The organism is Pseudomonas sp. CH61 (assembly GCF_059429415.1).
In genome coordinates this window covers 3,064,509-3,077,512 of record NZ_CM182098.1, presented here as the reverse complement: position 1 = coordinate 3,077,512, position 13,004 = coordinate 3,064,509, and the positions used below count along the sequence as shown (strand labels likewise).

Annotated in this window: 13 protein-coding genes; 3 read left to right on the top strand and 10 right to left on the bottom strand. The window is 60.5% G+C overall.

Annotation, left to right across the window (positions count from 1 at the left end):
* Positions 1-67 precede the first annotated feature (67 nt).
* The 3 genes from AC5SEM_RS13620 to AC5SEM_RS13610 all read left to right on the top strand — a co-directional run bounded on the left by AC5SEM_RS13620 (position 68) and on the right by AC5SEM_RS13610 (position 3,701).
* Positions 68-682 carry a biliverdin-producing heme oxygenase gene (locus tag AC5SEM_RS13620; protein WP_495473304.1) on the top strand — a complete coding sequence of 205 codons (615 nt, stop codon included), beginning with the start codon at positions 68-70 and terminating at the stop codon, positions 680-682.
* The gene (locus AC5SEM_RS13615) at positions 679-2,916 is read left to right on the top strand and encodes an ATP-binding protein (protein WP_495473303.1); all 2,238 of its coding nucleotides are present in this window, start codon (positions 679-681) and stop codon (positions 2,914-2,916) included. Before AC5SEM_RS13620 ends, AC5SEM_RS13615 begins: the two co-directional genes overlap by 4 nt.
* Before the next feature lie 197 nt (positions 2,917-3,113).
* The gene (locus AC5SEM_RS13610; RefSeq protein WP_077572347.1) at positions 3,114-3,701 is read left to right on the top strand and encodes a LysE family translocator; all 588 of its coding nucleotides are present in this window, start codon (positions 3,114-3,116) and stop codon (positions 3,699-3,701) included.
* Positions 3,702-3,838: 137 nt separating this feature from the next.
* Here the strand turns inward: AC5SEM_RS13610 and AC5SEM_RS13605 are convergent, their stop codons facing one another.
* The 10 genes from AC5SEM_RS13605 to AC5SEM_RS13560 form a co-directional block, all read right to left on the bottom strand.
* Positions 3,839-4,147, bottom strand: coding sequence for an antibiotic biosynthesis monooxygenase family protein (locus tag AC5SEM_RS13605; protein ID WP_495473302.1), 309 nt, complete (start codon positions 4,145-4,147; stop codon positions 3,839-3,841).
* 21 nt (positions 4,148-4,168) lie between these two features.
* Positions 4,169-5,152, bottom strand: coding sequence for a zinc-dependent alcohol dehydrogenase family protein (locus AC5SEM_RS13600; RefSeq protein ID WP_495473301.1), 984 nt, complete (start codon positions 5,150-5,152; stop codon positions 4,169-4,171).
* Between the two features lie 61 nt (positions 5,153-5,213).
* On the bottom strand, positions 5,214-5,516 hold the full coding sequence (locus AC5SEM_RS13595; RefSeq protein WP_077572353.1) for an ArsR/SmtB family transcription factor: 303 nt from the start codon (positions 5,514-5,516) through the stop codon (positions 5,214-5,216).
* 197 nt (positions 5,517-5,713) lie between these two features.
* Positions 5,714-6,547, bottom strand: a complete 834-nt coding sequence (locus AC5SEM_RS13590; RefSeq protein WP_495473300.1) for an AraC family ligand binding domain-containing protein — start codon at positions 6,545-6,547, stop codon at positions 5,714-5,716.
* 35 nt (positions 6,548-6,582) lie between these two features.
* Entirely contained in the window at positions 6,583-7,086 is a 504-nt protein-coding gene (locus AC5SEM_RS13585; RefSeq protein WP_077572356.1) for a VOC family protein, read from the bottom strand.
* Positions 7,087-7,180: 94 nt separating this feature from the next.
* Positions 7,181-9,601 (bottom strand): TonB-dependent siderophore receptor, encoded by a 2,421-nt coding sequence (locus AC5SEM_RS13580; protein WP_495473299.1) that lies wholly within the window; start codon positions 9,599-9,601, stop codon positions 7,181-7,183.
* An 88-nt stretch (positions 9,602-9,689) separates the two neighbouring features.
* Positions 9,690-10,655 (bottom strand): FecR domain-containing protein, encoded by a 966-nt coding sequence (locus AC5SEM_RS13575; protein ID WP_495473298.1) that lies wholly within the window; start codon positions 10,653-10,655, stop codon positions 9,690-9,692.
* Positions 10,656-10,659: 4 nt separating this feature from the next.
* Positions 10,660-11,184: a sigma-70 family RNA polymerase sigma factor gene (locus tag AC5SEM_RS13570; protein ID WP_495473297.1), complete on the bottom strand. Its 525-nt coding sequence runs from the start codon at positions 11,182-11,184 to the stop codon at positions 10,660-10,662.
* 418 nt (positions 11,185-11,602) lie between these two features.
* Positions 11,603-12,271 carry a class I SAM-dependent methyltransferase gene (locus tag AC5SEM_RS13565; protein ID WP_495473296.1) on the bottom strand — a complete coding sequence of 223 codons (669 nt, stop codon included), beginning with the start codon at positions 12,269-12,271 and terminating at the stop codon, positions 11,603-11,605.
* A gap of 228 nt (positions 12,272-12,499) precedes the next feature.
* Complete coding sequence (locus AC5SEM_RS13560) at positions 12,500-12,865, bottom strand: DUF6124 family protein (protein ID WP_116029614.1); 366 nt, start codon at positions 12,863-12,865, stop codon at positions 12,500-12,502.
* Positions 12,866-13,004: the final 139 nt, after the last annotated feature.

The window sequence follows — 13,004 nt, the reverse complement described above, 5'->3', positions numbered from 1 at the left end:
GTAAAATTTCGCCGACGTTGTACCCACCCCCGTTTGGCCCCAGGCGGCCCCACCAAGAGCGATCTACATGCAAGCAAAGGCCCGTGAAGTTTATGTGCCACCGGTGCTGCAAGATCTGCGGGCCGGCACTGCCGAGCTGCACATCGCACTGGAAAAACGCCTTCCTTTTTTCTCCGATACCCTCGATACCCAGGCTTTTGTGCGGCTGATGCGGGCTTATTACGGCTTCTATCTGCCGCTGGAAAACGCCTTGCTCCGCAGCGATGCCATTCCTGCCGATTTTGATCTGACGCCTCGACTCAAAGCGCCAACCTTGCGCACTGATCTGCGCGCGCTGGGCGTATCTGCCGAAGCGTTGCAAGGCCTGCCGCAGTGCGAGCAGTTGCCGATCATCGACTCAAGCGCTGCCTGCCTTGGCGTGCTCTACGTGCTCGAAGGTGCGACGCTCGGCGGGCAAATCCTGCGCCGGGAAATCTCTTCACGATTAGGCCTGGAAGCCAATAACGGCGCGGCCTTTCTCGATATCTACGGCGCCGCCACGGGCCGGCGCTGGCGCGACTTCATCGAATACCTCGGCAGTCGGCCAATGAGCGCCGCCGAGCGCGCCGCTGTCGTCATGGCAGCACAAACCACATTCAGCTGTTTCGAGCACTGGCTCGAAAGCCGGGAGGTACTGGCATGAACCCGCAAGACAAACAAGACTTTGAAGAACTGCTGGCCAACTGTGCCGATGAGCCGATTCGTTTCCCCGGTGCGATCCAGCCCCATGGTTTGCTGCTGACCCTGAGCGAGCCTGAACTGGCGATCATTCAGGTCAGCGCCAACGTTGAAACCCTGCTGGCCCGCGCGCCGCAGAGCCTGATCGGCGAGCCGCTGGAAAGCCTGATCGGCGATGCCGAAGCGGCGCAAGTGCGCGAAGCCTTGCTGCAACCGTCGCTGTCCGACTTGCAGCCGCTGCGCTTCAAGCTCAACGGCATCGCGTTCGAGGGCCTGCTGCATCGGCATCAGGGCGTGCTGATTCTGGAGCTGGAAATCCACGTCGAGAACTTCCAGCCACGCAACGTCGCCGGCAACCAGACCCACCTGGGGCGCATGCTTCAGCGTCTGCAAGCAGCCACCACGTTGCAGGCGCTGTACGACATCAGCGTCAAGGAAATCCAGGCCATGACCGGTTACGACCGGGTGCTGATCTATCGTTTCGAGGAGGAGGGCCACGGTCAGGTCATCGCCGAAGCCTCCGACCCGTCGATGGAAGTGTTCAATGGCCTGTTTTTCCCGGCCTCGGACATTCCCGAACAGGCGCGCGAGCTGTATCGCACCAATTGGCTGCGGATCATCCCCAATGCCGACTACCAACCGGTGCCGCTGCTGCCGAAGTTGCGCCCGGACACCGACACGCCGCTGGACCTGAGTTTTGCCACGCTGCGCAGCGTGTCGCCGATCCATTGTCAGTACATGAAGAACATGGGCGTGTTGTCGTCGATGAGCATTTCCCTACTCAAGGGTGACAAGCTTTGGGGCCTGATCAGCTGCGGCAATCGTCAGCCACTGCACGTGCCGCACGAATTGCGCGCCGCGTGCCAGACCATCGGCCAGGTACTGTCGCTGCAGATCAGCGCCATGGAAGCGCTGGAGATCAGCCGTCAGCGTGAAGAGAAAGTCGAAGCCTTGGCGTTGCTCAATCAAGCGATGATCGACTCGCCGCAGAACGTCTTCGACGGTCTGGCCAACCAACCGCAAACCCTGATGGCGCTGACCAATGCCGGTGGCATTGCAATCATCGAAGACAAACAACTGCACCGCTACGGCAACTGCCCGGAGCCGGACGAGATTCGCGCCTTGCACAAGTGGTTGCAGGACAGTGGCGAGGCGGTGTTTGCCAGTCATCACCTGGCCAGCGTCTACCCGCCGGCCGCGCAGTATCAGCAGGTGGCCAGCGGCGTGCTCGCCATGAGCCTGCCGAAACCGGTGGACAACGGCGTGTTCTGGTTTCGTCCAGAGGTCAAGGAAAACATCAATTGGAGCGGTGATCCGCGCAAGCCGCTGGACCTGGAAAACTCCGACGCCGGCCTGCGTTTGCGCCCGCGCACCTCGTTTGAAATCTGGAAGGTCGAGATGGCCGGGATCTCCACCAAGTGGAGCCACGGTGATCTGTTCGCCGCCAACGATCTACGGCGTTCGGCACTGGAAAATGATCTGGCGCGGCAAGTGCGCCGCGAGCAGGAAGCGGTGCGCGCCCGCGATGAGCTGGTGGCTGTGGTGTCGCACGATCTGCGCAACCCGATGACGGTGATTTCGATGCTTTGCGGCATGATGCAGAAGGCCTTCAGCTCGGACGGCCCGCACACATCGCGGCGAATCTCCACGGCGATCGACACCATGCAACAGGCTGCCGGTCGCATGAATACGCTGCTGGAGGACTTGCTCGACACCTCGAAAATCGATGCCGGGCGCTACTCCATCACCCCGCAGAAACTTGACGTCGGGCAGATGTTCGAGGAAGCGCAGGCACTGCTTGCGCCGCTGGCGCTGGACAAGGACATCAGCATTTCCTTCGACGCCGATCCTGACCTGCGCATTCACGCCGACCCGGAGCGGCTGTTTCAGGTGCTGTCGAATCTGGTCGGCAACGCGATCAAATTCACCCCGCGACTGGGCAGGGTGGGTGTGCATGCCACCTCCGTCGGCAATGAAATCGTCTTCACTGTTCGCGATAGCGGCGAAGGCATTCCCAAGGAACATCTGCCGCACGTGTTCGACCGTTACTGGACAGTGAAAGAAGGCAATCCGACCGGTACGGGCCTCGGTTTGTACATCACCCAAGGCATCGTCGAAGCACACGGCGGGCGGATCTTCGCCGAGAGCGAACCGGGGCAGGGCAGCGAATTCCGCTTCACCGTGCCACGTTTGGACTGAGCGTCGATTTTCATGTGGGAGCGAGCCTGCTCGCGAATGGGATTGTTCTGTCAATGCAGCATTGAATGATCCACCGCTTTCGCGAGCAGGCTCGCTCCCACAGGGGATTTGTGTTGTCAGGGGCATTTTCTTCAATACCGGGGAACGGGCGCTGGCTAGGGTGTGCACCTTGTTCCTCGATTTGAAGCAGGTGTGCGATGAGTCTGATTGTTTCCATGGCGGCGTTTGCGTTGGCGGCGTCGATCACGCCGGGGCCGGTGAACATTGTGGCGTTGAGCTCCGGGGCGCAGTTCGGTTTTCGCGCCAGTCAGCGGCATGTCGCCGGGGCCACGTTAGGGTTTGTGTTGCTGTTGGTGTTGATGGGCCTGGGTTTGCACGAGGTGCTGAAACTCTGGCCATTCATGACCCGGGTGGTGCAACTGGCGGGCGTGGCATTTCTGTTGTTCATGGCGTGGAAGCTGGCCATGGATGACGGGCAGCTGAGTGCCGGGGATTCCGGGCGGGCGCCGTCGATGCTGTATGGCGCGGTGATGCAATGGCTCAACCCGAAAGCCTGGCTGGCCTGCGTCGCGGGCATGGGCGCGTTTGTCGCTGATGGCGAGGCGCGGCTGGTCTGGCAGTTTGCGGCGGTGTATCTGGTGATCTGTTATCTGTCGGTGGGCTGCTGGGCGTATGCCGGGACGTTTTTGCGTGGGTATTTGAGTAATGCGGCGGGGATGCGTTGGTTCAATCGGGTGATGGCAGCATTGTTGGCCGTCAGTGCGATATACCTGCTGTTACCGTAAACCCTGTAGGAGTGAGCCTGCTCGCGATAGCGGCGTATCAGTCAATATAGATGTCGACTGATACGCCGCTATCGCGAGCAGGCTCACTCCTACAATGGATCGCGGGTAGCCGAGAGATTGTTCGTCACTTTCCGGAGCTAGTTGAACGGCTGCTGAAAAGCGCCTCCCTCAATGTGATAAACCTTCGGCTCGTCCGAAAAATACTCCTCCAGGCCCAGCATGAACAGCCGATGGTCCTCACTCGCGTCAAACCCCGGCGTGTGATCCTCAAGGGACTGCCAGCGCACAATCAGATTGAACACCTCGGGCGTTTCGATCCCTTGTGCGAGCAGATGTCCGCCGTAACCCTTTGCCCGTTTGAGCAACGGCTCGACCTCGGCAAATGCCTGCCGGAAGGATCCGGTTTTCCCTGTGTGCACGGGCAGTAAAGCGATCTCATAAATCATGGTGATCTCCTTGCGCTGAGTTCAGCGATGGGCGAGTTCTGGCGACGGTACGACAGCAATCGCGATTTTGCCTTGGACGCCGTTGTTGGGCGTTTCCAGCAAGGCATGGGCGAGCCCGATGTCGGCCAGCGAATAGACGGCGCCAACGTGTGGCCGTAACTGGCCGCGAGCGATCAAGGCGCTCAGTTCATCGAGCTTGCCGCGGTTCTGCCGGGTGAACACGAAGTGATAACTGGCGTTCTTGCCCCAGGCCTGAACCAGGTTTTGTGGCCGGGCAAGGTCGACAATCGACACCACCCGGCCGAGCTGTGCGAGCGCGTCAGGACTGCGCGACAGGGTGTCGCCGCCGATGGTGTCGAACACCACATCGACGCCGCTCCCGTCGGTTTCGCGCAGGATCGCTTCGACGTAATCCTCCTTCTCATAGTCGATCAGCACATCGGCGCCCATGCGCTGGGCGAACTCGAAATTGCCTTCACGCACCGTGGTGAAGACCTTCGCGCCAATGGCTTTGGCCAACTGGATCGCAACATGGCCGACGCCGCCTGCACCGCCGTGGATCAGAATGCTTTCGCCGACTCTGAGCGCGGCTCGCACGACCAATGCTTCCCACGCAGTTCCGCCGACCAGGCTCAGGCTGGCCGCTTCGAGGTGACTCAACGCGGGCGGCTTTTTGCCGACAATGCTTGCCGCCGCCACGTGGTACTCGGCATAACTGCCCGGGCCATCAAATATTTGCGGGGTGTACCAGACTTCGTCACCCGGCACGAACGCCGTCACCCCCGGGCCGACGGCTTCGACAACGCCGGAGACGTCGTGCCCGGTAATGGCGGGGAGGGGCACCAGATCGGCATAGTCGCCACGGCGCACCTGGTAATCCAGCGGATTGATGGAAGTGGCGTGCACCCGCACCAGCACTTCGCCGGCTTGTGGCCTTGGTTTGGGCACGTCGCACAGTTCGAACGATTGCGCGCCGCCGAATGATGTAAGGATCATCGCTTTCATTGCATTGCCTCGTTTCGGTAAAAAGGGATATCGGGAATTATCGATATCATGCGGTAAAAAATTACAGCTCGCTGCCGATGATCTCGGCCAGCGCACTGATCGCTGCTTCGTTGCGTTTGTAATAGGTCCATTGGCCGATGCGCCTGACTTCCACCAGCCCGGCGCGTTGCAGCGTCGCCAGATAATCAGATACCGTCGACTGCGACAGCCCGACGCCTTCCTGAATACTGCTGACGCAAACGCCCACGGTGTGCACGTCACCCTCATCCTGGGGAGGAAAGTGTTTCTCGGGATCCTTCAAGCCTTTGAGGATTTCCAGGCGTGTGCGGTTCGAGAGGGCTTTGAAGATTTCGAGTAGTTCCATGCCGCGACGATATCGGAATTTACCGATATGTCAATATCTGAATTCGAAGGTCATCAGCCGATGATGCTGGCACTTCACCTTGTGGGAGCGAGCCTGCTCGCGAAAGCGATGGCACAGTCAATATCCCCGTGACTGATACACCGCTTTCGCGAGCAGGCTCGCTCCCACAGGGGAGGTGTTGAGTTTCAGATGACGTGTCAGCCGCGATATTGGCCGGGTGTCGCCGCCAGATGTTGTTTGAACGCTCGCTGAAAATGCGCCTGATCGGCAAACCCCGCCTCAAGCGCCACATCCGCAATCAACTGGCCGCTGCGCAAACGCTCGCGGGCGAACTGGATGCGCTGGTTGACCAGAAACGCGTGGGGCGTCATGCCGTAATGCTGTTTGAAAGCGCGGATCAGGTACGACGGTGACAGCTGTGCCGCGGCGCAGATGTCGTCGAGGTTCAGCACTTCGGTGCAGTGCTCGCGGATGAAGTCAGCCGCGCGTTCCAGTTTGAAATTCGGCTCGCGCAACGACGGTCCGGCAGGGTTGAGGCGCAGTTGCAGATCGCTGAAAAACTCCACCGCAGCGCTTTGCTTGCGCAGCACATCCTGTTGCGGGTCGACTAACGTTTGATACAGCCCGTTCAGTTCTTTGAACAGCGCAGCGTCATCAAGGTGTGTGGTGGAAAAGCGCCGAAACTCAAGATCACTGGCAAAGCCCAACTGATGCTGCAGATCCGTCAGCCAAGGCGTCTCGACATACAGCATCACATACGACCACGGCTGATCATCGATCGGATTGCACGCATGCACATCGCCGGGATTCATCAGCACCACCGTGCCCGCCGCGACCTCGAACTGCGTCTGCTCATGCACATAGCTGCTGCGCCCGGCGGTGATCGCACCGATGGAGAAATGCGCGTGGGAATGCCGCGCATAGCAGACCTCGCGGCCATCGGCGATGGCCCGCGCTTCAATGAATGGCAGCGCCGCGTCGCGCCAGAAGCGCGGGGCCTTTTCAGGGTTTTTGGCGGCAGCGTGTTTCATCGTTGTTATTCCCGGCAGGCCAGGGCGCCAGTGTATTAGCTCTGGCCGGCAAAGGCCCGTTCGAGTTCGGCAATGTCGAGTTTTTTCATCGTGAACATGGCCTGCATGGCGCGCTGCGATTTGCTCGTGTCGGCATCCAGCATCATCTGCATGAACGCCACCGGGACGATCTGCCACGACACGCCGAACTTGTCTTTCAGCCAGCCGCATTGCTGGGCCTCGACGGGGCCACCCTCGGACAGATTGCCCCAGAAATGGTCGACTTCTTCCTGATTCTGGCAGTTGACCTGAAACGAGATCGCCTCGCTGAATTTGAACATCGGCCCACCGTTGAGCCCGGTGAAGGTCTGGCCGTCGAGCTCGAAACTGACGGTCATCACCGCACCTTCCGGCTTGCCGTGAAATTCCTGGCCGACCTTGCTGTAGTGGGTCAGGCCGGTGATTTTCGCGTGATCGAAGATCGAGCAGTAAAACTTCGCGGCGGCTTCGGCCTGATCGTCGAACCACAGGCAGGGCGTGAGTTTCTGAAAGCGTTGCATGGCAGTCATCCTCGGCAGGTTAGACACGCTGGATTAACAGCGTAGTCAGTCCTTGGTCGATTGCCGGTGCCGTAGATCGACAAGTTGCCGTGTGTCAGAAATCCCAGCGCGCCGTCAGTTGCAGGTTGCGCGGTTCGCCGTAGAAACCGGTGCCGAAGTTGCCAAGGCCCGTGTAGTAGCTCTTGTCGAAGAGGTTCTTGATGTTGAGCGAAGTGCTCAGGTGCTCGTTGAAGCGATAGCGGGCCATCGCATCGACCAGGTAGTAACTGTCCTGCGTGATGCGCACGTTCTGGTTGGCGCCGGGCTGGAATACGTCGCCGAAGAATTCGCTCTGCCAACTGACACCGCCGCCCAGCGTCAGGTTTTGCCAGACGCCGGGGAGGCGATAGCTGCTGAACACCCGCACCAATTGCTCGGGCGCGGTGGTTTGTAGAATCGAGGCGTACACCGGATCACCTTTGGCATCGCGGGTGTGGTTGTAGGCGTAGCCGGCGGAGAGATTCCAGCCGTCGGCGATTTCACCGGCCAGTTCGAACTCGAAGCCCTTGGTCGTCGCGCCTTGCACGGCGCGGTACACCGCTTGATTGTCGAAGCCGCTGACCTGTTCGGCGACGTTGTCCTGCTCGATGCGGAACACGGCGAAACTGGCGTTGAGCCGTCCGTCGAAGTACTCGGCTTTGATCCCCGCTTCGTAGCTGTCGCCTTGCACCGGGTCGAGTATCTGGCCCGTGGCGTCCTTGCTCAGTTGCGGTTGATAAATGCGCGTGTAGCTGGTGTAGAGCGAGTACGTGTCATCGAGGTCGTAGACCGCGCCGGCGTACGGCGTGACCACCCCGGTCTGGCGGTAGCCGTCGCGGACATTGGCCGTATTCGGGTCGCTGTAATCGAGATGGTCGCTGGCGCTGAAATCGCTGACCCGTAAGCCGAGGATCAGCGCCAGATCGTCGCTGGCCCTGACGCGCGTCGAGACGTATGCGCCGGTCTGGCGCTGGCTGATGGCGTCCGTGCCGATCTGCGGGATATCCGGTTTGGCGAACTCGCCATGCCAGTCGAAAATGCTGGCGTTCAGCGGCGGGTACACCGAGCCGTAGACCGGGTTGTTTTGACGGGTGTTCATAGCCATGAAACCGACAAGTAATTGATGCTCGCGACCGAACAGGCTGAACGGCCCGCCGAGGTTGAGATCGACATTGTCTTGCACCTCGTCGCCCTTGAATTTACCCATGTACAGAAACATGCCATCGCCGCTCAGCGGGTCCGGATTGCCGCCGCTGGCGGAGCCGAGCAGGGTGTCGTGCTCGCGGTGTTTGCGGTCGTAGCTGACTTTCAGCGCCCAGTCGTTTTGCAGTTGCCGGGTGACGGAGGCAAACAAAGTCTGGTTGATAAAGTCGCGGCGGCTCCAGTCTGTGGCGGGGTTGAACGAGCGCGAGAAATTCGTCCGTGAACCGTCGCTGTAGAACATCGGAAAACCGGTCCAGGTGGCACCGCGTGAGCGGGTGTTCTGTTGGTCGAAACCGACCGTCAGGAGGGTGTCCGGGGTCAGGTCGGCTTCGACGATGGCGTAGGCGATGTCCTTGCTGTTCTGGTAGTGATCGGCGTAAGCGCTGCGTTCCTGATGGACGCCGACGAAGCGTGCGCGCAGGTTGTCGTTCAGCGGCCCTGCGATGTCGAATTCGCTGCGATAGTTGTCCCACGAACCGACGCTGCCGCTGAGTGCGGCTTTGAACGCGGGCGTCGGCCGTTTGCGGATCAGGTTGACCGTGGCCGACGGGTCGCCCGAGCCGGTCATCAATCCCGTGGCACCCTTGATGATTTCGACGCGGTCGAAGGTCGCCATGTCGGTGCTGGTGGTGCCGTAGTCGTAGACGCCGTCGTAGTCGGTGTTGACCCCGTCGTACTGGAAATTGGTGATCGGTGCACCACGGCTGGAAAACTCCCAACGCTCGCTGTCGTAGTTCTGCACGCTGATGCCCGGCGCGCGTCGCAGGACGTCAGCGATGCCGTTGGCGCCCTGATCGTCGAGTTGCTGGCGGGTGATCACCGTGACCGATTGCGGGGTCTCGCGCAGGGACAGCGGCAGGCCGGTGGCGGAGGCGCTGAGGCCGGTGGTGTAGGCGTGAGTGTCCTCGGTGATGGCGCCGAGGGTTTTGCCGCTGATGGTGGTGGCGTCCAGTTGCAGCGGATCCGCAGTGGCTGTGCTGCGCAGGACATAACCGCCGCCGCTCAGGCGCTGCGCTTGCAGGCCGCTGCCCTTGAGGAGGATTTGCAAGGCCTGTTGCGGGGTGTAATCACCGCTCAGACCGGCGCTGCGTTTGTCTGCCGCCAGATCATTGTGCCCGGCGATAAACACGCCGCTCTGCTCGGCGAAATGGTTGAGCACTGTGACCAAAGAGCCGGGCGCCACTGCGTAATGCTGCTTCTGCACATCTGCCAGCGCCATCGACACGCACAACCCCGGCACGGCAGATGCCATGGCCAGAGCAAAACGACAGCGGGCGAGGGTGGCGCGCAACATGGAATTTCCGGGGGCAATCAACGAAATGAGGGCTGCTGAGGGTTAACCGAATGAACCCGCAAAAAGGGAACCGTGATGGGAGAAATCCTCAGGCTGCGGGTCCGACGCTGACCCACCAGTTGAAGGTTTTACTGATGCGGATCGGCAGTGCAGCTTCCAGCAGACGCAAGGCCTGATCGGTGTCCTTGAGCGGGAACGAACCCATCACCGGCAAGTTCGCCACCGTCGGATCACAATGCAGATGCCCCGGGCGATAGCGACTGAGTTCTTCGATCAGCTCGCCGAGCGGTAGGTTATCGGCCAGTAACACGCCGCGACGCCAGGCTTCGCGGGATGGATCCGCCACGGTCCGGGTGTTCAAGCGGCCTGCGCTGAACACCAGTTGCTGACCAGCCTGCACCACTTGGCTTGCGCCTTGGTGGTTAGTGGCTTCAACCGCGCCCTCGTAGACATTCAGCAGCGTGTTGCGATCCGTCTGGCGCACGCTGAAACGCGTCCCCAGCGCACGCATCCGGCCCTGTTCGGTCTCGACCCAAAAGGCGCGACCAAGGTCTTTCGCGGTGTCGATCAGCGCTTCGCCGGCGCGCAGTTGCAGCAAACGCTGGCGGGCATCGAAACGCACATTCAACGCGCTCAAGGCGTTGAGCCAGATGCGACTGCCATCGCTTAACGTGGTTTCGCGGGTTTCCCCTGTGCCGGTGGAGAGATCGGCGCTCAAGCGTTCGACCGAGTCCAGCAGCGGCGTGTTGCGCCCGACCGCCCAACCCGTCAGCCCGGTGGCCGCGAGAATCAGCAAGCCTTTGAGCGACTGACGGCGGCTGATCGAGTTGCGCGCACTGTTGCGCAGGGCGTGGCTGACGGCTTCGCTTTCGCTCTGCAATGGCGCAAACCGCTGGCCAACCCGTTCGACATAGCGCCACGCCGCCTGATGCTCGGGACTTTGCGCCAACCACGCCTGCCAGCGCAGACGCTCAGGCTCGGCAACCTGCTCGTCATGCAATTGCACGTACCAGTTGGCCGCCTGCTCAAGGCTGGCGTGGCTGAGTTTGTTCACCGGGCTATTCAATCAACAAACCGTCGAGTTCTGCTTCGAGGATGGCGCAATGCATCATCGCCTGCGCCAGGTACTTCTTGATCATCCGCTCGCTGACGCCGATCTGTTCGGCGATCAGTTTGTACGGCATGCCGTGCAGTTGGGCGAGGATGAATGCTGCGCTGACCCGTTGCGGCAGGCGCTGGAGCATGGCGTCCACTTCGTGCAGGGTTTCGACGATGATCGCCTGTTGCTCGGGGGAGGGCTGCAAGGCTGGCGGGCGGCTGGCGAGGGTGTCGAGCCAGGTCTGCTCGAGTTGCCGACGGCGCCAGTGATCGACGCACAACCCCCGGGCGATGGTCGCCAGATGGGAGCGCTCATGGACTTCGCCATTGAAGGCCTGCGGGCGCTTGAGCACGCGCACGAAGGTGTCGTGGGCGAGGTCGGCGGCATCCATCGCATTGCTCAGGCGTCGACGCAATAGCTCGTGCAGCCAGCGATGGTGGCTGAGGTAGAGTTTTTGCACGAGCGAGGCATCGGCGACGGTCATCAGCGCAAGCGTCCAGGGCGACCGTTACCGGTCTAAATAGGAATGGGTCGCGATTAAAGCAAAAGGATGGGGAGTGCGCAAATGATATTGGTTTGCTTTTAGGTGGAGGGTTTTTGGTTTCTGGCTTGGCGCAGTCGTAATGACCAGTGATCCGCAACCTCGCTTGATTCCTGTGGGAGCGAGCCTGCTCGCGAAGGCGTTGGCACAGTCTGTATTTGAATTGCCTGACACACCGCTTTCGCGAGCAGGCTCGCTCCCACAATGGGCAGCAGCGTTCCCTGGATATGTGGTCAACGCAAAACCCTGTGGGAGCGAGCCTGCTCGCGAAGGCGTTGGCACAGTCTGAATCTGTATTGCCTGACATACCGCTATCGCGAGCAGGCTCACTCCTACAATGGATGGTGGAAATTCTGGGAGCTCAGCGGCGCTCAGCCATCATCAGCAACGACTGCGGCACGGGACTTTGCGGGTGTTGTGGCTCTTGCAGGCTGGCCAGTTGGAACCCGGCCATGTCCAGCGCATTAAGCCAGCTCGACAGTGTGCGGAAATACCAGGGCATCGGCTGCCACTGGCCCTTGAATCCGGCGAAGGTTTCTTCGCGCCAGCCATCCTGATAATCACCTGCCGCGACGGCCCATGGATGCAATGTCTGGATAACCAAAGCACCGCCAGGAATCAGCAACCCATTCATCGCGGCCAGCAGCGGAATAATGTCCTGATGCAGCAATGAGAAATTGGCGCAGATCAGGTCATAGTCACGGCCAATATCGACCTTGCCATCGACCAGCGCTTCATAGTTCGCGACATGCACTCGCGCCGCCCCCGCCAAACGTGCCGCCTCGATCAGCTGCGCATCGCCATCCACACCGATCGCATCAATCCCGCGATCCGCCAGTGCCCGCAACAACCAGCCTTCGCCGCAACCCAAATCAAGTACGCGCTGCGGCTGACGGCCCATGATCGCCAGCAGAATCGCCTGATCGGTAACCTGCTGACGGCTTTCGATGGCGCCGCTGCGGATCACTTCGATCCAGGCCTCAGCGTTGTCGTGCCAGCTCTGCAAAAGGCTGGATTCGGGGAAGGGCATGACGGTGTCCACTGTATCGAAAACCACAGTATGGACGTTGATCGCCAGGCGAGCCTTACGCGCACCAATCGCAACCCTAAACAGTGACGAATGCTCACGGCGATTTGGATAGTAAAGAAGGTGACTGTGCGGATCAGCACGATGGCTTGATGGGTTTTGCTCATCAAGCGACGGAGGGGCGAAGCGAAAGTGAGGGGCAGGTAACCCCTCACTTATTCGGTCTGGTGATTATTGCGGTACGCGCAGCTTGTCCAGCAGTCGATTGACCAACAGCTCGTTCAGCATGATCACCTGTTGCAGCGCCAGCAGCGGTTTGCGCTCCGGGCCGCCTATCGAGTTGGCGATGTTGCCGGCCATGGAGTGGGCGTATGAAAGTGATTCGCAAGCTTCGACCAACAGGGTTTCTTCATCCAGTGTGGGGTCGACCAGATAGACCGGGCGAAACGGTGGCGAACTTGGTGGAGCGCCCAGTGCTTCGGGTCGCAGGTAGTAGTCGAGGGCGCGGTCGGTTGCCTCTTTGACCTTTTGCGGGTCAAGCGCGGGGTCGTGAGGGATTGGATCGGTGGGCGGTGGATTTGGCGTGATCTTGAACATAGATAAAGCTCCAATTTGAAAAAATGGGAGCCATCACCCTCGCTACCAAACGGCGGGTGGCGGCCATGCGCGGGTTGGTAGACCGGTCAAATTGGGTAACCCGGCGCTCACGGATGAGCCCCACGCATGCCCACCATAC

What these genes read in the sequence shown, in the direction of transcription:
- AC5SEM_RS13620 (WP_495473304.1), top strand. Translation starts at nt 68, where the DNA reads ATGCAAGCAAAGGCCCGTGAAGTTTATGTGCCACCGGTGCTGCAAGAT.
- AC5SEM_RS13615 (WP_495473303.1), top strand. Translation starts at nt 679, where the DNA reads ATGAACCCGCAAGACAAACAAGACTTTGAAGAACTGCTGGCCAACTGT.
- AC5SEM_RS13610 (WP_077572347.1), top strand. Translation starts at nt 3,114, where the DNA reads ATGAGTCTGATTGTTTCCATGGCGGCGTTTGCGTTGGCGGCGTCGATC.
- AC5SEM_RS13605 (WP_495473302.1), bottom strand. Translation starts at nt 4,147, where the DNA reads ATGATTTATGAGATCGCTTTACTGCCCGTGCACACAGGGAAAACCGGA.
- AC5SEM_RS13600 (WP_495473301.1), bottom strand. Translation starts at nt 5,152, where the DNA reads ATGAAAGCGATGATCCTTACATCATTCGGCGGCGCGCAATCGTTCGAA.
- AC5SEM_RS13595 (WP_077572353.1), bottom strand. Translation starts at nt 5,516, where the DNA reads ATGGAACTACTCGAAATCTTCAAAGCCCTCTCGAACCGCACACGCCTG.
- AC5SEM_RS13590 (WP_495473300.1), bottom strand. Translation starts at nt 6,547, where the DNA reads ATGAAACACGCTGCCGCCAAAAACCCTGAAAAGGCCCCGCGCTTCTGG.
- AC5SEM_RS13585 (WP_077572356.1), bottom strand. Translation starts at nt 7,086, where the DNA reads ATGCAACGCTTTCAGAAACTCACGCCCTGCCTGTGGTTCGACGATCAG.
- AC5SEM_RS13580 (WP_495473299.1), bottom strand. Translation starts at nt 9,601, where the DNA reads ATGTTGCGCGCCACCCTCGCCCGCTGTCGTTTTGCTCTGGCCATGGCA.
- AC5SEM_RS13570 (WP_495473297.1), bottom strand. Translation starts at nt 11,184, where the DNA reads ATGACCGTCGCCGATGCCTCGCTCGTGCAAAAACTCTACCTCAGCCAC.
- AC5SEM_RS13565 (WP_495473296.1), bottom strand. Translation starts at nt 12,271, where the DNA reads ATGCCCTTCCCCGAATCCAGCCTTTTGCAGAGCTGGCACGACAACGCT.
- AC5SEM_RS13560 (WP_116029614.1), bottom strand. Translation starts at nt 12,865, where the DNA reads ATGTTCAAGATCACGCCAAATCCACCGCCCACCGATCCAATCCCTCAC.